We start from the raw sequence: 20,385 nt of genomic DNA, 5'->3' as shown, positions 1-20,385 counted from the left end.
AAATGTCCCCAAATCTGTAAAGCATAGCCGGAAATCAATGCAATCCCGGCGATCAGCCACTCTCCCGCCATCCCGAAACCGATAAATCCTCCCAAAGCCAGAGGGACACCGATCAGGTGCAGGATCTGGTTGGATCTGTTTTGATGGCGGAGTAGGTAGTTTCTGAGAAAACGTTGTATCATCTGGTTACCTGATTGGCTTGAAAAGTAAGCGATGGCTACCGCGTATAGTTGAAAAGCGAATTCTGTTTTGATACGGTCACTGCTTGCCTGTAGTACTGTTTATTCAGTATCAACCAGTATGGCCTTTGGTTTCAAGAGTCAGCAGGCCTGTAGCATTGCATTCATGCACTTGAGATCCTGGCCGCCTTCCCTTTTTGTCAGAAGTATTTGAGGAAACGATGTATAAAGTCACATTAATTCCGGGAGATGGAGTTGGCCCGGAAATCGCCGAGGCTACAAGAAAGTGTGTGGATGCCACCGGTGTAAAAATCGACTGGGACGTTCAGGAATGTGGAATTGAAGTCATTGAGGCCGAAGGGGGAGTTCCTGACCGGGTGATGGAATCGATTCGGGCCAACAAAGTTGCGTTGAAGGCACCGATCACCACACCAATCGGAAAAGGCTTCCGTAGTGTGAACGTGTTCCTGCGACAGGAACTGGGACTGTATGCCTGCATTCGTCCGTGTAAAACTTACAAGGGTGTGCGAACTTATTTCTCCGAATCGAATGTCGATCTGGTCATCGTTCGCGAAAATACAGAAGACCTCTACGCGGGTGTGGAATTTCAGGCAGGCCAGAAAAATACGGCTGCATTGATCGAGAAGATCAACGAATTTGCCACCGGCAAAAAAATCAACACGCCTCTCGATGAGACCGGCATCAGCATCAAGCCGATGTCTTATCAGGGAACTCGTGATATCTGCAATTACGCGTTTAAATACGCAGTCGATAACAAACGCGATACCGTGACATCCATCTGTAAAGCCAACATCATGAAGTTTACAGATGGTCTGTGGTACGATGAAACCCGTGCCGTTGCCAAAGCCTATAATGCGAAATTCGAATGGGCCGATCTTGCCGAAGGTGTTGCTCCTGACGCGAAGCTGAAAGGCATCGCGACCGACTGCGGCGGCAGCATTGAATACAATGAGCGGCTGATTGACAACATGTGCATGCAGCTGGTTCAAAAACCGGAACTGTACGACGTGCTCGTCACCTCCAATCTGTACGGCGACATCCTGAGCGACCTCTGTGCCGGTCTGGTCGGCGGTCTGGGTGTGGCTCCCGGTTCCAACATCGGTCCCGAGTCGGCCATCTTCGAAGCGACCCACGGTTCTGCTCCCAAATATAAGGGACAGAATAAAGTGAATCCGGTTGCCTTGATTCTGTCCGGTAAAATGATGCTGGATTATCTCGGCGAGCATGAAGCTGCGGACAAACTGGATCGAGCCGTCGCCGACGTGATTGCCGAAGGCAAAGACGTGACCTACGATCTGAAAGATGATCGCAACGATCCGACGGCCGTCGGTACTCAGGAAACGGCAGAAGCCATCTGCAAAAAAATGCGGTAAATTCTGAGACATAATGAGACCTCATATCAACGATGCAGAGCAGCCATCATGCTCTGCATCGTTTTTTTATTTCCGTCAGCGCAACGGACCATCCTGAAAAAATGAACTTGACCTCGTCGCGCCGGCGTGAATGCTGTTGCGTTATAAGCGTCGTCCGCGCGAGTGCAAACAACAAATTCACTGGAATATTCTGCAGCAGTGCCGAAAGCACACTATAAAAGTCCCCTGTTTCAGCGCGATTTCCAAAACCGCTACTCATACGTGCCCCGTTTATCGCAGCGCTTCGAATTTGTTTCATTGAAGTTCGCTGCAGGTTCATAGAACTTCGTTTCCGATTCACTGGACGTTCCCAAAAACAATTCATCGTTCCCACTTGACTCTCCCACGCCATGAAACAAAATCAGCACGATAAAATATTCATTGCAGACATACACCCATGTGCCTGCCCGCAGAGAACAACCACCGACCCCAAAAAACCACTCAGAAAATCCTGAATGAATCCCACCCTGAGCGGCAAAGCGCTAGCTGCCGTTAAAGCAAAACCACTCAGAAAATCCTGGAACCCCCCCCACTGTGAGCGGCACGGCGCGAGCTGCCGTTTTTTTCACCAACAAAATAACGACCAACAATTTTACCAGATCGCCACTGCCCCGGAGAGATGAAAACTGGTAAGCTGATAGAGTGAGCAGGTCCACGTCGCAGTGAAACGAATCCAAGGCACGCCGATGAAATGGTTCAACTTCAAACAGAGACGAAAGCGAGTGCTGCTGGCAGGCACGGCAGGCATCATTCTGCTTTTATGCGCGTATCAGCTTACCGCAGACAACCAGCCCCCTTTGACCGCGGCAGAGTTACAACTGGTGGGCCAATGGTCCGCGGAGCCCGGCGTGCCCACTCGAATTTTTAAACCGGATCGAAAATTCACCACCTCCACCGGGCAGTTTGCAGGTCACTGGCGCATCGATGAAGGAGAGTTGATCGTCACCGTCTGGCAGCCGTATGAGTTTCCCCGCTCGCTCAGCGTCGCCAGTCTCAGTCTGTCGCTGGACTCAATTCAGCGGTCACGCATCCAGGAGACTTATCAGTTTAAGATTGAGTTTTCTGACAGCGGTCAGCAGCACATCGTGAATCATCCGGTAGACAAAGCGCATCCCGATGGAAAATGGTTATGGACCCGCAAAACAGAATAAACCGTGTCGCACAGGATTGCGGCTGACTCCTGTGACAGAGTCCGATCATCAATAGATACATGATCCCGTACGCTCTATCTTCCCCTCGTGACATTGAGGGCAGCTTTGCCCCGCGTCGAATTCCTGTATCAGTTTTTCATCCGTGTCGCATTGGGGACAAGGCACATTGCCAAAGTTGAGCCGGACCACTAAATCCCATTCTTCGTCATTCTCTCTTGGTAAAATGTGTATCACGGCACGTATTTCAGTCGGCTCCTCACCGTCCGGGCCAAGTGCCATCAGCCGCAGTGTTTCGCCCTCGCGGGGGCCCCATTCCGATTGTCCGTCGCCAAGAGTAAATTGTGCGGCGCAGGAAGGGCAAACAACAAATAAACCACCAGCATGGTGCGACCATCCCGAGCAAAACTCGAAATCGCACCGATCACATGAGTAGCTGTGCCCCATCATTTTGCGTAACACCTCTTTAAAGACCTGATTGCTTTACTACCACGAAAGACACGAAAAAGGAAATCCATCCCATTGAATTTCGTGTCTTTCGTGATTTTCGTGGTAGAAAAAAAGAATCATTTCGAACAGTTTCTACATACTGGTTTTGTGAGCGGAATGCCGCTAGCCACCGTTTTTGAACCAGCGTCCCCAACACAAAACCGGCGGCTGGCGCCGAGCCGCTCACTTGATTTCGCTCAGAGTGACAATTCCTGAAACGCGTCCATGGGGATCTCTACGCCGACACCGAACGGCGCGGCGTTGATGGACGTCAGATCCAGTTCGCCGCCGGTGATGTTGACGCGCGCGTAGCCGTCGTCCATCGGTGTGTACAAGTCGCCGTGGTGCTGCAGCATGGACTGACTGATCGACTTCGGAAACGCGGACAGGCCGTGATAGTAGTGATGGCCGTTGCGTTCGACTGACGTATTACCCAGCGCCGCCTGTGCCGCCAGATCCTGCAGTAACGCGACCGGGCCGATATTCACCAGGTCTTCGCCGCTCATCTGATAGCGGTTCGTGTTTTCCGTCGCGTTACGATGGTTGATCAGACAGCGATGGGCGGCCGCCTTCATGATGCCTTTGCAGTTCTTGTGGCTCGTGCCCGCGTAACCCAGTTTGAGCGCCTGTGCCAGCGCGCCGAGTTCCGCGTCCGATTCATCGATGATCACGGGGGGACCGTTTTTCCAGTCGGCAATGTTCGCGATGGCTGGATCGAGGGCCACATCCCGATACAACGGCTGCTCGATGAAGATCAGTCGTTCAAAGAAGGCATGCAGCGACGCATCGGCCTGAATGCGGTCCCACAGTTCGACGAAACGGGGGAACTCGCGATACTGCTCGTTGCCGTCCAGAGTGAAGGCGTAGCTGGTGCCGCACTGCCGGGTGATGACGCGCGCGACAGATCGCAGCCGTTCCAGATCCTGGTCGACATCCCCCTGCACTTTAAGTTTGAAATGATACAATCCATAAAAGCGAATGCAGTCTTCCAGAGTTTGAGGAAGTCCATCGTGAATGCCGTTTTCGGTCGTCAGATCCGCGGCCGTCAGCGGATCAGAAAGTCCCACCGTATGACGGGCGATGATTTTCGACAGCGGCTGCGCGGGAAGAAACTCGTCCGGCGTGCGCCCCGCCAGTTCCGGGTGAATCGCCGCCAGATTCAGGCCCACCCGATTTTCTCGCAGCAGCGTTGCCAGATTACACTGTTCGGCACGCGCCAGCGCATCAAGCAGCGTGCGTTCGACCATGCTGACGCCAAACTGCGCGAGCAGTGACGGCAGCCCCTGCTCCGCAGCCCACTTCACCTGGGCCTGATAGACCTGTTGCCAGAATTCAAACGCCGACGCAGCCGAGACCTCCCGCGCAAAGCCGACAGCCCGCCGTATGACGAGCAGCATCTCGTCAATCTCTTGAGCGGCGGGTTTGTCAGGCGACTTATCAAACCACTTCGGCAGCAGCCCTTCCGAAGCGATCCCGGTGACGACCGTGCCATCAATCTCATACCGACACTGCAAAAACACATGCGGCGCGGCCGTCATCACCGCAACCCCAAACCGAAACGGCATCCGCGTCCGCGTTTCCGTCCGGTGAAGAGTGGCGTCGATGAGTTTAATAGCAGCAGTCATAAAGAGCGTCTTCCCAAGGTCAATCAAAGGCCAGCCTGTGAGTCAGTATCAGTAGTGTGAACGCATTATGACACATTCTCATTCAAAAATGCAAAAGAGTGCAGCCGGTCAGCGCCAGCAACAATGCAGCATCACGAAAATCGACCTCAGCACTGTTCCCCCCCTGCTGACAGAGTGAAGCCCCGCTAAGACTTACGGCAAATTGGACTCTCCCGGTTCCCGTCTACTTCTGGTTATTTTTTTGAAATCTTCGATTTTTGCCGCCAAGTGCCGGTTGGAAGTTCGCTTGAGATGATGTGCACGAGGAATGCCGCCCCTGCAGCGGGGGCGTTTCCATTTGAAACGTCGTGTACGGCTTTCCAACACAAGATTCTCTACTGTTTTATCTGAGGAGTGACCATGAATCCCAACGGGCTCTGCCGGAAATTGCGAATTTCTGAACAACAGTTGTCAAAAATCTGCCAGCATCTGGGGATGACCATTCCCGACCAGGGGGACGACGAATTCACCCCCGCAGAAATTGATCGCCTGCAGACTTTTGTGGCAAAAAAACGGTCTGCTGCAAATCAAAACAAACCGGCCGAGGGACAGAAACCGACCGTAGTTCAGAAACCCGCGGCAGGTCAGCAGTCTACTAACGGAAACAGTGCTCCCGTGCCGACGGTGACCGTTGCGCGTTCGAATACCAGCCCCGCCCCGCCCCGTTCCCTGGCTACGGTGAGTCTCCCTGCAGAGAATTCCGCGGGTACAGAGAAATCGGCCCGTGTAATGAAATCGACAGGAGCAATGGAAACGGCGAGTACGGGACGACGCGCCTGCGCTTACATTATCGATTGCCTGGTCACATTCCTGCTCGTCCCTTTTGTTTTCGTACCGATACTGGGGCTGATCATCATTGGCGTCTTTCTGTTCGCCTACTGGCTGTTGCGGGATGTGGCCGGATCGAGTCCCGGAAAACTGCTGCTGGGAATGCGCGTGGTTCATAACAGTGGCGATGAATACCGTGTGGGGCCGCGGATCATGCGCAATCTTCCGCTCTCGATCGGGCCGTTGTTACTCTGCATTCCGATCATCGGAGTATTCATCGGCTCCCCCGTCGCTTTAGTCATGGTGCTGACTGAGGTGATCATGCTGTTAGCGACAGGCAGGCGCCTCGGCGATCGACTGGCCGATACTGCGGTCAAGCAAGTTCCCAAACTCAAACTGGCATCCGACTAAATCGTGTTTCTTAATTCGAATGGTCCTTATAATCTGGAGCAACCGGGGCTAATGCCCTTCGGCTAAAAAGTCATAACGGCTGTCAAAGTACCTGAAAACAAAATCAGCCGCACGGCGTTAGCCGCGGTTAAAACCGACCTGGGTCAGGTTGCGGTCCTGGGAATCACATTCAAAACCAATCAATAAACACGACCTGGAGGCAAGTTTGTGTAAGCCAATTCCTTCCGGCAATTCTAGTGGTCTCACGTAGCCGGATGCGACACATTCTTTCCCCCGCTCAAAATTCTGCAGGAAATTCCATTCCCACCCCGAAAACGGGTGGAGACATGTAAAATATTTGATACGATGGAGTGCAGAGTCTCGCCTTGTATTGTCCCACCACAGGAGTCATCCCTGATGTCAGATGCGAACCGACCGCACCCTTTGTCTGATTCTCTGTCCCGCCGTGATCTGTTAAAACTGGGAGCCGCCGCGATGGCGGGGACCGCTGGGTTGAACTGGTTGCAGCCCGATCTCGGTGCCGCCGAAACCAAACGGCCAAAGGTCGCTGCGATCTACACGCAGTTCTTTTATTGCTCGCACGCGTATCATATTCTGCATCCCTTCCTCGGGCCGTATCTGTTTAATGGCAAGATTCATCAGCCGCAGTGTGATGTGCTCTCGTTTTATGGCGATCAGTTTACCGACCGCGATCTCTCGCGCGGCGTCGCGAAGAAGTATGACATACCGATTTATAAAACGATCCGCGAAGCGTTGTGTCTGGGCGGCGATGAACTGGCGGTCGACGCCGTCCTGTCGATTGGTGAGCACGGCGATTATCCCGATACGAAATTCGGGCAGACCATGTATCCCCGCAAACGGTTTTTTGATGAAATCGTGGACGTCATGAAGCAGTCGCATCGTTTCGTGCCTCTGTTCAGCGACAAACACTTTTCCTATCGCTGGGACTGGGCGCGGGAGATGTATGATACCTCGCGGAAGTATGAGTTCCCGATGATGGTCGGCAGTTCGGTTCCGCTGGCACAACGCACCATTCCGCTGGAAATTCCGGTGGGAACCGAACTGGAAGGTGCTGTTTCGATTCACGGCGGGCCAATCGAAAAATACGACATTCACGGTCTCGAAGTTCTGCAGTCGATGGTGGAATTTCGCAAAGGTGGCGAGACCGGCATTTCGTCCGTTCAGTTTTTGAAAGGGGATGACCTGATCAAAGCCGGCAAAGAGGGGCGCTGGTCAATGAAGCTGGCGGAAGCCGCCATGCAGGCCGAACTGGGAACTACCAAACGGGGGCTCTTTGATCAGATTGGCGAGGAAGGCACAGCGGAGCCGCACGGCATTCTGCTGGAATACAAAGACGGTTTTCGTGCGAGCATGCTTAAAATTGGTTTGAATGGTTTTCGCTGGAACTTTGCCTGTCAGGTCAAAGGGGAAAACCAGCCGAAAGGGACAACGTTTTACCCCGGCCCGTGGGGGAACCGCAATCTGTTCCGAGCTTTTTCGCACGCGATTCAACATCTGTTCGTCCACAAGGAAGAACCTTATCCGTGTGAGAGGACGCTGTTGATGACCGGCGCTCTGGATGTCGCCATGCATTCTTATTTTGAAAAAGGCTCGGCGTTGATGAAAACGCCCCAACTGGAAATTTCCTACAAGCCGAAAGATTTCAATCGATTTCGGGAAATGGGTGACTCCTGGAAGGTGATCACGAAAGAAATGACGCCGCCGGAAGATTTTGTGGAAGCCGATCCGAAACCACAATAACAGGCGTCTTTTCGCGCCATTCCGCCACAGAGGTTCCGGAAACGGGTTGTGTCGCAATTTCATGACTCAGGTTACTTGCGGGGAGATCGAAAATTCAGGATATTGAGGACAAAACTGTTCTGTTCATTTGATATTCCCAGATCCTGCCCGAGAGTTAGTGTCCCCAAGATGAAATATGTGCTCGTGATTCCAGATGGTTGTGCGGATGAACCGCAGGACGCATTCGGGGGTAAAACCCCTTTACAGGCCGCCCGCGTACCCCGGATGGATGCGATTGTTTCACAGGGAATTCTCGGCAGAACCGACACGGTGCCGGCGTCGATGCCGTCCGGCAGTGATGTGGGGACGATGAGTCTGTTTGGTTACGACCCGCTGGTGTATCACACTGGACGTGCACCGCTCGAAGCGGCTGCGCAGGGAATCGAACTGGGTCCGCATGACTGGGCGATTCGATGTAACTTCGTCACGATCACAGACGGAAACATGGCGAGTTTTACCGCGTCGCAGCTTCCCAATGATGTGGGCGCGGAGCTGATCGAACTGCTGCAGGAAGCGACGGCCAATGATCCTCAGTGGGAGTTTCACCAGGGGGTCAGTTATCGCAATTTGTTGATCTACCGGGCACAGAATCCGGAAGACCAGCCTTTTGATGCGAGAACCTCGACCACGCCTCCCCATGATTTAACAGACCAGCCAATCGCCGAGGCGCTACCTGCAGGCAGAGGGGGCGAGCTGTTACTGGACCTGATGCAGCGCAGCAGGAAACTGTTTTTGAAGTCGGAAAAAAATCAGAACCGGGCCGACGGTCAGCCGGCGGCGACACAGATCTGGCTCTGGGGACAGGGAAGCCGACCCGCACTCAAACCGTTTCTGGAACAGTTTGGAAAAACAGGCGCTGTGATCACCGCCGTTGATTTACTGCGGGGACTGGGAAAATTGCTCGGTTGGGATGTGATCGAGGTGGAGGGAGCCACCGGTTATACCGACACCGATTATGCGGCCAAAGGACGCGCCGCAATCGAGACTTTGCAGAAGTCTGACTTCGTCGTCGTGCATGTCGAAGCGACCGATGAGGCTTCCCATGAAGGAGAAGCAGAGGAAAAGGTGAAGGCTCTGGAACGCATCGACGAACACATCGTCGGCCCGGTGCACGATTACCTGAAAGAGCAAGGCGATTATCGCATTCTGGTTTGTCCTGATCATCCGACGTTTTTGAGAACGAAGACGCACAGCCACGGTTATGTTCCGTTCGCCATCTGTGGCACCCGGGTGCGTCCCGATCAGGCAAACAGTTATGACGAAGTCACGGCGGCCGACAGTAATCTGCTGTTGCCGAAAGGACATCAACTGATGCCATTCTTTTTCGGAACGTTGACGAAGTAGGTTCGCGGGCGCGTTTTGTATTCACTGTTGGCAACGCGTAGGGGTCGACCCGTTGTCTCGATGTAGTTTACGTGGAATCGTTCGACGTTTTTTCCGGTTCCATTCCAAGAATGATTTTGTATGACACGTCACCAGGCGGGCGGACACATGGGTCACGCCCCTACGAAGATCTGTTTCGATACCAGTGAAACCGTCTGCCCCGTGTTGATGTAGGGTGCGGCCCTATGTGGCCGCCCGCTGAGGTGGTGTGTTTGCGTGGAAACGTACGACTGCTTTCTCTGGCCCCATTCTTACCTGTATCACAAATAGAACCCCGACCAGGCGGGCAGCCACACAGGGCTGCCCCTACGATTTGGTTTCGCTAACCCAAAACAAATGCGAACGTTGCGTTTTGCTTATAAAGGCCAGTCGCGCAGAATGCGTTCGACTTCTTCGGCGTGTCCGCTTTCATCGCGGATCATGTCTTCGAGTTGAACGGCCATGCCTTTGTCGCCAAACGCTTCTGCTTCCTTGGCGCGGGTGGTGTAACCGGCGGTCGCTGCTTTCTCTGCTGCGAGAACGGCTTCCAGCATTTCCCGGTTGCTGTGTGCTTCAGCGACTTTCGCCGGAACGGTGGTTGGCTCGCCGCCTAAAGCCACAATTTTATTTGCCAGATATTGCGCGTGCAGTTGTTCGTCGGGCACTTCGGCGAGGAAAAACTGTGTCAGCTGTGGTCGGTAGGGGCCCGTGGCTTTGGCAGCATACGTCGTATATTGAATGATGGCGGAAAGTTCACTCGCCAGATCCTCATTCAGATGCGCAATCATTGTCTGCTTGTCCATGTTTCTCTCCTGTAAAATGAAAATGGGGCGGTCGGCCTGTGATCCGCGTTCCAGTTGATGTCGTAAGTACTTACTTACCTTTATAGATGAACATTCTACATTATCAACTGCAGAAAAAAGAGTAGCGGCTGAAAATAGGCTGAAATTTCATGGTAAGATCAATCATGAAGCGGCTGAAAAATCGGATCTCCCGGCAATCAGGCGTTCAATCCGACACTCGGCTGACATTTTCGGGGTTCTTTTTGTAGTGGTCATGGGCTATGATTGTATTTAGTACGCAGGGTTCGTTATTTTGAGAGCTTGCGTCGTTTCGGTTGTTTGCAAGTACCACTATTGAAGATTGGGAGAGTTGGGTGTCTGACTGGGTTGAACCTCTGGGAATGAGAATCCTCATTCGTAAAGACGAAAGTCGGCAGACGACGAAGGGGGGGATTGTCCTTCCCGACAAGGCGGAGATTCCGAATATCACCGGACGCATTGTGGAAATCAGCGTCCAGATCGCGCGGGATGAAGACTTTCCGATCAAGAAATACGATAAGGTGCTGTTCAATCCCAGCGAAGCCATTCCCGTAGATTTCGAGCCGGATAACGTGCTGTTCGTGGTGCCGATCGAAGATGTCGTAGCTGTCTTTCGTCGCGGTGATTCAAAAACCGATGAAGTGCGCTCCGCCGAAGAACGGGACTATGAAGATTCCGACGACTGGGAAGAATAACCGCTGCTGAGAATCAACGGATGGAGCTAACCGGTTTTGTTCGACACTTTGATTTCTTCCACCAGGCTCGTTCGTTGATATCCTGCGGGGATCGTATCCAGGTTTCGGTAGGCGATCAGTTCGGCGACGATACTCAGTGCAATTTCCGGCACGGTTTGCGAGCCGATGTCGAATCCGAGCGGCGCGTGGACTTTTGCGAGTGCCTCGCGTGGCGTACCGGTCCGCAGCAGATCTTCGAAGATCAGTTTCACTTTGCGTTTGCTGCCAATCATACCGATGTAACGCGCCGGCGTTTCTGCGAGATGCCCTAATGCTTCTTCGTCGTGATTATGTCCGCGGGTGACGATGATGATGAAGGTGTCCCGATTGACAGAAAAATCTGAGAGTGCCGAATCGAAATTTCCGACGATCAATTGTTTCGCGGCGGGAAAGCGTTCGGCATTGCAGTATTCCTGACGATCGTCAACGGCGATGATTTCAAATCCGACGTCGCTGGCCAGTTCTGCCACTTTCTGCCCGATATGACCACAGCCGACGATGACCAGCTGGCACGTCTGATGAAAGGTCAGATAGGCGATGCCCGCATTCACATAAGGTCGGGGGCGGTTCTGGATCGGCTTGAGGCCTTCCCATAATTGCGCCGGTGGTTCCTGCCTGCCGCGCCAGGCGACAATTTTCGAATTCGCATCGATCAGAAAGCGGTCGGTCTCACTCGCCCCCTCTGCTGTTTCGGGGTTGAGAACGATGGCTTCCGTGCAGCCCTGGTCACTCTCCAGCAGTTGCAGCATGGCATTGAAATACGGCAAGTCGTCTGCTGTTCTGACAGGGTCTACGAGCACCTTCATGCGACCGCCGCAAATCAAGCCGTCGTCCCAGCCGTAGTCGCTGTCGAGTTGGAAGGTCATGATTTCCGGCGTGTCGGCATCGATCAGTCTTAACGCGCGGCGTTTGACTTCGGCTTCCACGCAGCCCCCGCCCAGTGTGCCAACCTGCGAACCGTCGCGAAAGATCAGCATGGCGGCGCCCGGTTTCTGAGGCGTTGATCCGCGCGTTTCTACCAGACAGGTATAACAGACGGGCTGCTGCTGCCGGACGGCTTGTTCCAGTTTGAGTAATAGATCACGCATGGTTGGTTGCTTCAGTCAATATCAGAGAGCGTGTTCAGAAGGCTCCGGGCCGCCTGCAGCTCGCGCGTCAGTCCTTCGACCAGTTTCGGTTTCTGATCGCCGGGCAGTACTTCCCAGGTGTAGGTTTCCACTTCCAGATGCGGCGCGTAGTCGAGTTCTTTAACCGTTGCCAGGGCCTGTCTCAATTCCCGATGAGTCGTTCCCAATGGCCCCAGTGATTCTGCATTAATGGGCACATGAAAATGCACCCGCAGTCGTTCGGTGTCTTTTAATCGTGGATCAGGGTCCAGTAAAAAGTCGCGGGTTAAATCGACAATCCGATACAGATCGCCGGTTTTGAAGCAGCCAATCGTCTGATGCAGATAGCGGGGCTCGGCGTACTGTGCGAGCAGATTGCGGCCATCTTCATTTTCCCACGGATTGACGAGTTCAATGGCGTTCGAAATATGAATTTTATTAATCCGGATTTCCGCATGGGCGATCTGCCGGATCGAACCGGGAATATCTTCAAACTCGACGGCCTGATGACAGATATCGTAACAGGCCCCCAGATATTCTCTGACGGTTCCCAGCACCTGTTTTTTCGCGGCGCGTTCATACAGTCGTTCGAAAAATAGAATCAGCTCGTGTGTAAATTCGATAACGCAGAACGGCTCCGGTTCAATTGCCAGACGAATGGTTCTGCCGGTTTCAGCTTTCAGCTGTTTGAGAAAGATGGCCATTTCGATTAATTGTTCAACGCACGTCGCACTGAAATCAGACGCATGCTCAAATTGTTTGAATCCGAGAGGGACCGTGGAAATGCTGCCTTCCGTCTCTTCGGGCAACAGCGCCGACAACACCCGGGCGCACCCTTTGGTGTATTCGAGCCGTTCCGGTTCAGACCAGTCGGGCAGATACACGTTTTCCTTCACGCGGTCGCTGTGAAAATTTCCAAAGGGAAATGCATTTAACGTGTAGCAGGTCAGTCCCCGTTTGTGAATTTCTTCCGCAAAGCGCAAATGCCCTTCCGGCGCCGCCAGAATTTCCTGAATGACAGGTTCTGCCAACCAGAGGCCGGCGGCAAGCGGAGCGTCTAACTGTTGCTGGATCGGAATCGTAAACTCATCCAGTTTCTGCAGGACTTCCGCAACGGTCAAACCCGGATGCACGTTGGTGCAATAACTCAAAGGCAGTGAATTCAGCGTCATAAAACTTCCTCAGCGGGTCCTCATATAGGAAGGCAGCAGAGAACTCAGCGAAGTAAATGCTGTGGCAATTACTTCTATCATAACCGAGACAAACCTGCGGACTACCTGCGAAAAGAATTTATCAGGCGAGATTGCGGTCGTAGAATCAAAGATTCTCTCAAAGTCAACTTGTGTTAACCTGTAAGTTTAGCGACGATAACGGTTACGATCTTGCATGAAAACAGACAAAAACGGGTTTCTCCCAAACTCTGTGAGAAACTTTTTGTTATGCTGCGTGTTTAATACAGGCGGGTCATTTACCCCCGTAGAGGGAGTCTGAAGTCAGTCGTGGTTACAACGGAAATCTTGAATTCACCCTACTTGCGAGATCCGGACGTGCAATTGATGTTGCGCGCCAAGGGGGGCGATGAAGGTGCGTTCACTGAACTGGTTGCGACTTACCAGGACCGGATTGTCGGAATATTTTGCCATCTGCTGGGAAATCAGGAAGCAGCAGAAGATCTGGCCCAGGATGTCTTTTTGCGAATCTATCGTTCACGCGCGAATTATGAACCCAAGGCCAAATTTTCCACGTGGCTGTTTCGGATTGCCAATAATCTGGCCAGCAATTCGCGCAGGAACAAAGGACGCCGCAAAGAGGTGACGCTCAATCCCCAGGATTCCGGTCCGCTCAGTATCAGGCCGGAAGAGCAGTTGCTGATGGAAAAATCCGGGTTGATGCCAGCGCGTCAGGTTGGCCTGAAGGAGACTCAGGCCGTTGTGCGTCAGGCATTGGAAACACTGAATGAGCGGCAGCAGATGGCGGTGCTACTGCATAAATTTGAAGGCATGAGTTACGCAGATATCGGGACGGCGATGAAACTGTCCGAAGCGGCTGTGAAATCGTTATTGTCACGCGCCCGGGAAAATTTACGGGTTCAACTCGAAAAACATATTTACGGTTAAATCAAAACAGGAATTCTCAATAGAGTCCTCCGATGAACAAAGAGCTGAATGAACAGGAACTCGAAAAGCTGGTTGCTTATCTCGATGGCGAGGTGAGTGAGCAGGAAGCGATCGAGGTGGAACAGTCTCTCTCGACTGACGAGGAAACGCGTGCGCACGTCGATGCATTGGAACGGACCTGGGAGTTGCTGGATAAACTGCCGATTGCCAGAGCATCGACTGAATTCACCAATAATACACTCTCGACGATCAAAACCATTCAACTGGAAGCTGAAGCGGCCGAAGAACAGAACCGGTCCGGTTTTTCGTTAAGCAAAAAATCGCAGGCACAACTTCGCAGGGCTGCGATTTTCGGCGGCTGGATGCTCGGTCTGGCAGGCTCGATCTTTTTAGGATATCTGATGACCAATCAATGGCTGCCTGACGAGTCAGAACCATTGCTGAAAGAGTTTTCGTTTATCGAAAACCTTGACACTTACTCGGAAGTACAAAGTCTGGAATTTCTGGAAGAACTTCGGAAATCAGGAACATTCAATGAAACCGCGCAACAGCAAAGTCGATAAAGGGCGTCTTCAGGCAGCCTCGCAGACTCCGGATATCCGCTGGGGTTTGGTTTTGTTACGCGCTGCGGGGCTGGGGCTGGGCACGGTTCTCTGTGTCATGGTGTTACTGGGAGCCAGTGAGCCGGATGCAGGTCAGGAACAGGACAGCCGCAAAAAAATTGAAACCATGTCTCCTGCGGAGCGAGAACAGTTAAAACGCAATTACGAAAAGTTTCAACAACTCACGCCCGAGGAAAAACAGCGTTATCAGAAAATCCATGAAGCGACACTCCATCATCCGGAACTGAACCGGGTCATGCATTCTTACAACGAGTGGGTCAATACACTCTCTCCGTGGGAGCAGGAAGACTTGCGCAAAGCGGGAACTACGGAAGAGCGCATGGAGTTGATTCGCAAATTTCGTGCTCACGGTAATCGTTCGAACCGCCGTGGCGGCCGGACTGATTTTGAGATGTTAAGAATGATTGATATCAACCCCCGAGAGCCGCGCATGATGTTTATCTGGATTCAACCGCCACCGCCGGAGCTCTTTAACGAAGTCGTCGGCATGATCGAACACAGTTTGCCAGGTCCGGTGGATTACCCCAAACCAAAGAATCAGTTGTCTGATTTTGAACGTTCGCTGGCTGTTTTAAAAATGGCAGCTCCTTTGAGAAACCGCAAAGCACCTGACAAAGAAATGCGGACTGACTGGCCTCCTCCGGAAGTTGTGAAAAGCATTCAAAAGTTGCTGGCCGAAAAAAAATATTCGTTCCGCTATTCCGAAGAGCAGCGCAGCCCCAGACCAGTTCCCCGCGAAGTAGATCGGCAGAGGATGCAGGTCTCGTTCTTTTTAGCAAAAGGACTACTGGACCAGTTGATCAATTCTATCAAACAGGAACTGGAGCAATTCCATCCGACCGACGCGGAGCTGCAGAAGTTTTTTGAGACAGAATTAGATACCAAAACCAAAGATTACCTGATGAAATATCCGCCGGAAGAACTTCAGGAAAAACTGAAGTTGATGTACTTTCGGGAACATCTGCCGGAAAAGATCAGGAAAACGATTCGCAGTCGATCCGGCGAATTTAATCAACTGATCGGCGAGTTTGATCTGAAAGGGCCCGCTTTCGAAGGCTCGTTACGGCAAGGGGTCAGAGAACGCATGCAGGATGTGAAAGAACGTCGCCTCGATGGCCCCAAAGACCGTGGAGACCGGCCTCCCCGCGGCCGAAATCCGGGAGAGGGGCCTCCGCGCCAGTCCCGGGATCAGCCTGATGCTTGAAAATCAGGGCGAAATCCTGTCTCATAGATTCTGAAACAAGGTCAGAATCTCAAACCTCATCCGGGAATTTCTGCGCGTCCTGTAATGCGCAGAGATTCTGCGGCTGCGATTTTCTATTGAAACAGGAGCTACTCCATGTTGCGTTCACTTCTCTCTGCGAGCCTGATGACCGGGCTGATGATGTTGACCTCTCTGGAAATCAGTTCGAGTGAGGCCAAAGAACCGGCGCCGTTGAAAACGCTTGAGAAAGACCAGATCCCGAAAAGCATGCAGGGGCTGCCTTTGCTGTTTCACGAGAATTTTCAGTCAGGAAATTCAAAACACTGGGAACCGACCGACGACAAAGCCTGGAAAATGATCCAGCAGGGAGACAATCAGGTCTTCAGTCTGATCACGAAAAAGAGCAACTTCGAACCGCCGGTGCGCTCGCCTTATAACCGTGCGTTGCTGAAAAACATTTCTGTCAGCGATTTTATTTTCGATGTGAAATTACAATCGACGATTCCCGATTATGGGCATCGGTCCTTATGCCTGTTCTTCGGCTATCAGGATGATTCGCATTTTTATTATGTGCATTTCGGCAAAAAAATGGACGATCACGCCAACCAGATTTTCATTGTCAACGACAAACCCCGAACCAAGATTTCCACGAAAACCACGCCGGGCACGAACTGGGATGATGAATGGCATCACGCGCGCGTGGTCCGCGATACGGAATCGGGCTCGATCAAAATTTATTTTGATAACATGCAGGAACCGGTTATGACGGCAACGGACAAAACATTTTTATCGGGACGCGTGGGGATTGGCTCGTTTGATGATACCGGTAATTTTGATGAAATTCTGTTGTTCGGTAAAAAAGTCGAATAGAGAGACGCTCAGTCCTGTATGAACTCAACGCGTTGCCAAGGTCACCTGCGTTCCGTCCACAAAAGTGACACCGTGATTTCAGCAGCCATGTCGCGTTTATTGAGAGTGTCAAAAACATTTCGATGGCCCGCATCCCGGCAATGGTCAGGAGACGTTTGCCTTGATCCTGCGCAAGCTGAACTGGTCAAAACCGGGTAAAAAATGACCCCCGGAGACGGCAGTTCGGTATTCCCCAATAAAAATCGTTCGTTCACATGCGATTTTTATGATTAATGTGTATATTAGAATTGCGGGCTGTTATAAAAAAAAGACAGCACTCTCTACCGGAAAAATGTATTCATAAAGCCACTCGAATATGTTATTATGAACACCATATTAAGCCAGGTGATGGATAAGCCTTCATCATAACAGTTCTTATCTATTCCTAACGGATTATCAAAATGAGTAAAGCTGCCACGGATTCAGAGGAAGACGTTCCTAAGGAATCAACGCTGGAAACCGATATCAAAGCGCTGAAGGAAATCAGCGCCAATTTGAAAATGGACTACAACGGCAATATCGCCCAGGTCTCGTTTTCCGGTTCCAAGCTGGTCGACGGAGGCCTGGTTTATCTGGGGCGCCTGTCAAAGCTGCGGAAACTGGATCTGTCCGGTTCCAAAATCACGGATGATGGGATGGTCCATCTCAAGCCGTTGAAAAGTCTGCGTGAAATTTCACTGCACGGCATTCCGGTTTCAGATGCAGGTCTGGCGGAATTCAAAAAACTGACCAATCTGGAAGTCCTCAATCTTTCGCGCACCAAGGTCACGGATGCCGGTTTGAAGCACCTGAAAGGGTTGGACAACCTCAAAGAACTTTTTCTTACCGGGCTGGAAATCACAGATGAGGGGCTGGCGCATGTTGCCGACCTGAAGAGCCTGGAAACATTGGGTTTATCAGAGACCCAGATTACTGATGCCGCTCTGGCGCATGTCAAAGGCTTGAAAAAATTGCGCGTTCTTCTACTGCGTGATACCCATATTTCCGATGAAGGACTCAAGCATATTAAAGGTCTCACTCGCCTGCAGCGACTCTGGCTGCGAAATACTGCCGTCACAGACGATGGTATGAAGTACCTGATAAAGATGACCGATATGGAATGGCTGGAACTGAATGATACTCAGGTCACCAATAACGGCATCTCGGAAATCAAGGTGCTTGAGAATATGGTCGATATGAATCTGCGGAATACCCTTGTGAACGATAAGTGTATCCCGTCTCTCAAAAAGATGAAAAACCTGGGTACGCTTTACATCGACGGCACGGAACTCACCGAAGACGGAATTTCCAAACTCGAAAAAGCACTCCCTTACTGCCGGATCGAAAAATAGCCGCGCAATTCGAGTCATTTATTTTCAAGCGTAAGTCGATTCAGGGGGGATCGGCTGGTCTTCGCTGCCCATCTGGAACCCCAGTTCTTCGGGAATGACCGTCGGCTGATAACCCAGTATTCTCTGCGCTTTACTCAGATCCCAGCGACGCTGCGAACTTTCTCCCACGATGGTGATGACCTCGCAACCCGCGACCTCTGCGGTCAGTGATTTCTGATAGGCCTGCATCAGATCGGGGAACGGAACCCACTGCGGACGGAGAGGGTGTGTTTTCCAGAGCGGGTGTTCCAGATCAACGGGTTTGGGAATCCGCAGGCAGACGATTGACATACCAAACTCACGCGCATAATGCGCACACATCACTTCGCACAGTTGTTTCGTCAGTGCATACGAGCCGACAGGCAGCGGCGCGGCATCCGATTCGACCCACTGCGGCGCCTGATAACCGAGCACCGTCATCACCGTGCTGGTAAAGATGAACCGTTTCACGCCGGCCTCGTGAGCCGCCTGCAGCAGATTAAACGTCCCTTTCACGTTGACGTCGAACCGTTTTCCGTTCAGGTCATCCCCTTCCATCGGGCCTTCATCGGCCTGTTTCGCGAGGTGAATGACGGCGTCTATGTTCTGCATGGCAGCCCGCGTCTGTGTCGGGTCGGTGATATCCAGGGGAATAAAACGCGGGTCATTCTGGTCCGGGTGAATGTCTCCCAGAATCAGTTCGTCGTCGGTCTGCCAGTGACGCGCGAAATAACGGCCGACATAACCAGCGGCTCCTGTGATTAACACTCTCATAGTAGGGACTCACTTCGAGGGAGATGATTCTGGTATCGCGTTTCAGGTAAATGACTGCTGACAGACCCGCAGAATATTGCCGCCGATAATTTTCTGGATGTCAGCATCAGAGTATCCACGCTGAACCAGACCGACGGTATACAAAGGCCAGTTCGTCCAGGAAACACTGATCCGCATCTCCGGGGTTTCGACAAACGGATCGGCGGGCCACAAACTCCGCCAGGGAGTCCGCGACCTTGGTGCGCGGGGAACTTTTTTGCTCTCTAATGCACTATTGCGTGAGGTGTAAGAGACATCGGTGCCTATGGCCACATGATCGATGCCAAACTTTTTCACCACATAATCGATCTGGTCCAGTAATGCATTGATGTCGCCTGTACCGCCCAGATAACGGGGAATGCAGCAGATGCCGATCAAGCCACCGGTATCAACGATGGCCTTGATCACGTTGTCGGGTTTACTGCGAATATGGTGATGCAAGGTGGCGCAGGTGGAGTGACTGGCGACCACGGGCCGCGTCGAAACCTGCGCGGTTTCCAGACTGGTCTGCCAGCCGGAATGCGCCACGTCGGGGATGATTCCCAGCCGATTCATTTCGCCGACCACGGTTCGGCCGAAGTCGCTTAAACCCGCGTTCGCCGGTTCGGCACAGCCGTCGCCGAGCATATTGCGGCGGTTGTAAGTCATGTGCATCATGCGAATGCCCAACTGATAAAAGATCCGCATGTACTTCATTTCGTCGGTTGTGGTTTCCCACTGTTGCGTCAGCGGGACCCCGTTTCCCGTCAGATATAAACAGTGGCGGCCTTCTTTTTTCGCATCCAGAATATCAGCGGGAGTCACCGCCTTGGAAACAAAATCGGCGAGCATATCCGTCGTATAAGTAAACCGCGCCAGCCGTTTGAGCAGCCGCAGGGGGTCCTGCCCTTCCTCGCCGGCGTTCTGAAAAATACAGGTCACGCCGGCCGCATCGAAGGCTTCTTTGAATTCGCGATGCTCTGCCGGGTCGGTCACGCAGCGCGTCATGCCCATGTCTTCTCTTAAGTCCTGCAGTTCCTGAGGCGAGGCATCCTCTTTAATCGCTGCGGCCAACTTGTCTCCGTCAATGGCGGCCCGTGGTGCAAAACCGTAAGAGTCAAACACCAGCGAATCCGCATGCAGCTGCAGGCCGTGCTCCAGTTGCTTGGGCGTGGGTTTCAAAATGTCGAGCGCCACTTTTCGCGCGTGCAGAATCGTCTCGTTCTGAATCGGTTTTTGTTTTACCGGGGTGGCTGGTGGTGTTTCTTTCTCTTCCGCGGCCGACAAATGTGATGCAGCAGCCACTCCTAATCCGGTAGTGGCGACGCCCAGTGAAGTACCCAGAAACGAACGACGGTTGATGGAGTTGCTCATGATGAATTCCGTTGGTGGTGGGAGGTTGGTGTGTTGTGGCGAGCCTCTCACTCCTGCGGATAACAGTGGTGAGAGGGGGACGAATTCAGGAACGTCAGCTTC

18 protein-coding genes are annotated in these 20,385 nt (G+C 52.5%); 11 read left to right on the top strand and 7 right to left on the bottom strand.

Features of this window, described 5'->3' with window-relative positions:
• Window positions 1–182, bottom strand: a 182-nt coding sequence (locus Q0294_RS12010) for an Mpo1-like protein (RefSeq protein WP_299465353.1), incomplete at its 3' end; no start/stop codon positions are given.
• Between the two features lie 218 nt (window positions 183–400).
• Here Q0294_RS12010 and Q0294_RS12005 point away from each other — a divergent pair.
• Together Q0294_RS12005 and Q0294_RS12000 are read left to right on the top strand one after the other, a co-directional pair.
• A complete protein-coding gene (locus tag Q0294_RS12005) occupies window positions 401–1,573 on the top strand; it encodes an isocitrate/isopropylmalate dehydrogenase family protein (RefSeq protein ID WP_299465351.1) in 1,173 nt (390 codons plus the stop codon).
• A gap of 701 nt (window positions 1,574–2,274) precedes the next feature.
• Complete coding sequence (locus Q0294_RS12000; protein ID WP_299465349.1) at window positions 2,275–2,763, top strand: hypothetical protein; 489 nt, start codon at window positions 2,275–2,277, stop codon at window positions 2,761–2,763.
• A gap of 683 nt (window positions 2,764–3,446) precedes the next feature.
• Here Q0294_RS12000 and Q0294_RS11995 read toward each other — a convergent pair.
• A complete protein-coding gene (locus Q0294_RS11995; protein WP_299465348.1) occupies window positions 3,447–4,763 on the bottom strand; it encodes a hypothetical protein in 1,317 nt (438 codons plus the stop codon).
• A 510-nt stretch (window positions 4,764–5,273) separates the two neighbouring features.
• Between Q0294_RS11995 and Q0294_RS11990 the strand changes: the two genes are divergently transcribed.
• The 3 genes from Q0294_RS11990 to Q0294_RS11980 all read left to right on the top strand — a co-directional run bounded on the left by Q0294_RS11990 (window position 5,274) and on the right by Q0294_RS11980 (window position 9,236).
• On the top strand, window positions 5,274–6,092 hold the full coding sequence (locus tag Q0294_RS11990; protein WP_299465347.1) for an RDD family protein: 819 nt from the start codon (window positions 5,274–5,276) through the stop codon (window positions 6,090–6,092).
• A gap of 396 nt (window positions 6,093–6,488) precedes the next feature.
• A complete protein-coding gene (locus Q0294_RS11985; protein ID WP_299465346.1) occupies window positions 6,489–7,853 on the top strand; it encodes a hypothetical protein in 1,365 nt (454 codons plus the stop codon).
• A 168-nt stretch (window positions 7,854–8,021) separates the two neighbouring features.
• The gene (locus Q0294_RS11980; RefSeq protein WP_299465345.1) at window positions 8,022–9,236 is read left to right on the top strand and encodes a cofactor-independent phosphoglycerate mutase; all 1,215 of its coding nucleotides are present in this window, start codon (window positions 8,022–8,024) and stop codon (window positions 9,234–9,236) included.
• Window positions 9,237–9,631: 395 nt separating this feature from the next.
• Here Q0294_RS11980 and Q0294_RS11975 read toward each other — a convergent pair whose 3' ends face one another.
• Complete coding sequence (locus Q0294_RS11975; RefSeq protein ID WP_299465343.1) at window positions 9,632–10,057, bottom strand: bacterioferritin; 426 nt, start codon at window positions 10,055–10,057, stop codon at window positions 9,632–9,634.
• 353 nt (window positions 10,058–10,410) lie between these two features.
• Here Q0294_RS11975 and Q0294_RS11970 point away from each other — a divergent pair, with 353 nt between their 5' ends.
• The gene (locus Q0294_RS11970; protein ID WP_299465341.1) at window positions 10,411–10,770 is read left to right on the top strand and encodes a co-chaperone GroES; all 360 of its coding nucleotides are present in this window, start codon (window positions 10,411–10,413) and stop codon (window positions 10,768–10,770) included.
• A 26-nt stretch (window positions 10,771–10,796) separates the two neighbouring features.
• Here Q0294_RS11970 and Q0294_RS11965 read toward each other — a convergent pair whose 3' ends face one another.
• Complete coding sequence (locus tag Q0294_RS11965) at window positions 10,797–11,897, bottom strand: XdhC/CoxI family protein (protein ID WP_299465340.1); 1,101 nt, start codon at window positions 11,895–11,897, stop codon at window positions 10,797–10,799.
• Window positions 11,898–11,908: 11 nt separating this feature from the next.
• A complete protein-coding gene (eboE, locus tag Q0294_RS11960) occupies window positions 11,909–13,087 on the bottom strand; it encodes a metabolite traffic protein EboE (protein ID WP_299465339.1) in 1,179 nt (392 codons plus the stop codon).
• 327 nt (window positions 13,088–13,414) lie between these two features.
• Here eboE and Q0294_RS11955 point away from each other — a divergent pair, with 327 nt between their 5' ends.
• From Q0294_RS11955 to Q0294_RS11935, 5 genes are all read left to right on the top strand, one after another.
• Entirely contained in the window at window positions 13,415–14,032 is a 618-nt protein-coding gene (locus Q0294_RS11955; protein WP_299465336.1) for a sigma-70 family RNA polymerase sigma factor, read from the top strand.
• 32 nt (window positions 14,033–14,064) lie between these two features.
• On the top strand, window positions 14,065–14,595 hold the full coding sequence (locus Q0294_RS11950; protein WP_299465333.1) for a hypothetical protein: 531 nt from the start codon (window positions 14,065–14,067) through the stop codon (window positions 14,593–14,595).
• Window positions 14,567–15,859 carry a hypothetical protein gene (locus Q0294_RS11945; RefSeq protein WP_299465330.1) on the top strand — a complete coding sequence of 431 codons (1,293 nt, stop codon included), beginning with the start codon at window positions 14,567–14,569 and terminating at the stop codon, window positions 15,857–15,859. Before Q0294_RS11950 ends, Q0294_RS11945 begins: the two co-directional genes overlap by 29 nt.
• Window positions 15,860–15,994: 135 nt before the next feature.
• On the top strand, window positions 15,995–16,729 hold the full coding sequence (locus Q0294_RS11940; protein ID WP_299465327.1) for a hypothetical protein: 735 nt from the start codon (window positions 15,995–15,997) through the stop codon (window positions 16,727–16,729).
• A gap of 440 nt (window positions 16,730–17,169) precedes the next feature.
• A complete protein-coding gene (locus tag Q0294_RS11935) occupies window positions 17,170–18,099 on the top strand; it encodes a hypothetical protein (RefSeq protein ID WP_299465324.1) in 930 nt (309 codons plus the stop codon).
• A gap of 24 nt (window positions 18,100–18,123) precedes the next feature.
• Here Q0294_RS11935 and Q0294_RS11930 read toward each other — a convergent pair whose 3' ends face one another.
• Together Q0294_RS11930 and Q0294_RS11925 are read right to left on the bottom strand one after the other, a co-directional pair.
• Entirely contained in the window at window positions 18,124–18,891 is a 768-nt protein-coding gene (locus Q0294_RS11930) for an NAD(P)-dependent oxidoreductase (protein WP_299465321.1), read from the bottom strand.
• Between the two features lie 42 nt (window positions 18,892–18,933).
• The gene (locus Q0294_RS11925; protein WP_299465318.1) at window positions 18,934–20,283 is read right to left on the bottom strand and encodes a membrane dipeptidase; all 1,350 of its coding nucleotides are present in this window, start codon (window positions 20,281–20,283) and stop codon (window positions 18,934–18,936) included.
• Window positions 20,284–20,385 lie beyond the last annotated feature (102 nt).

The sequence above is a fragment of the uncultured Gimesia sp. genome (assembly GCF_937919775.1).
Classification (GTDB): Bacteria; Planctomycetota; Planctomycetia; order Planctomycetales; family Planctomycetaceae; genus Gimesia.
This window is presented reverse-complemented; position numbering and strand designations above follow the sequence as displayed.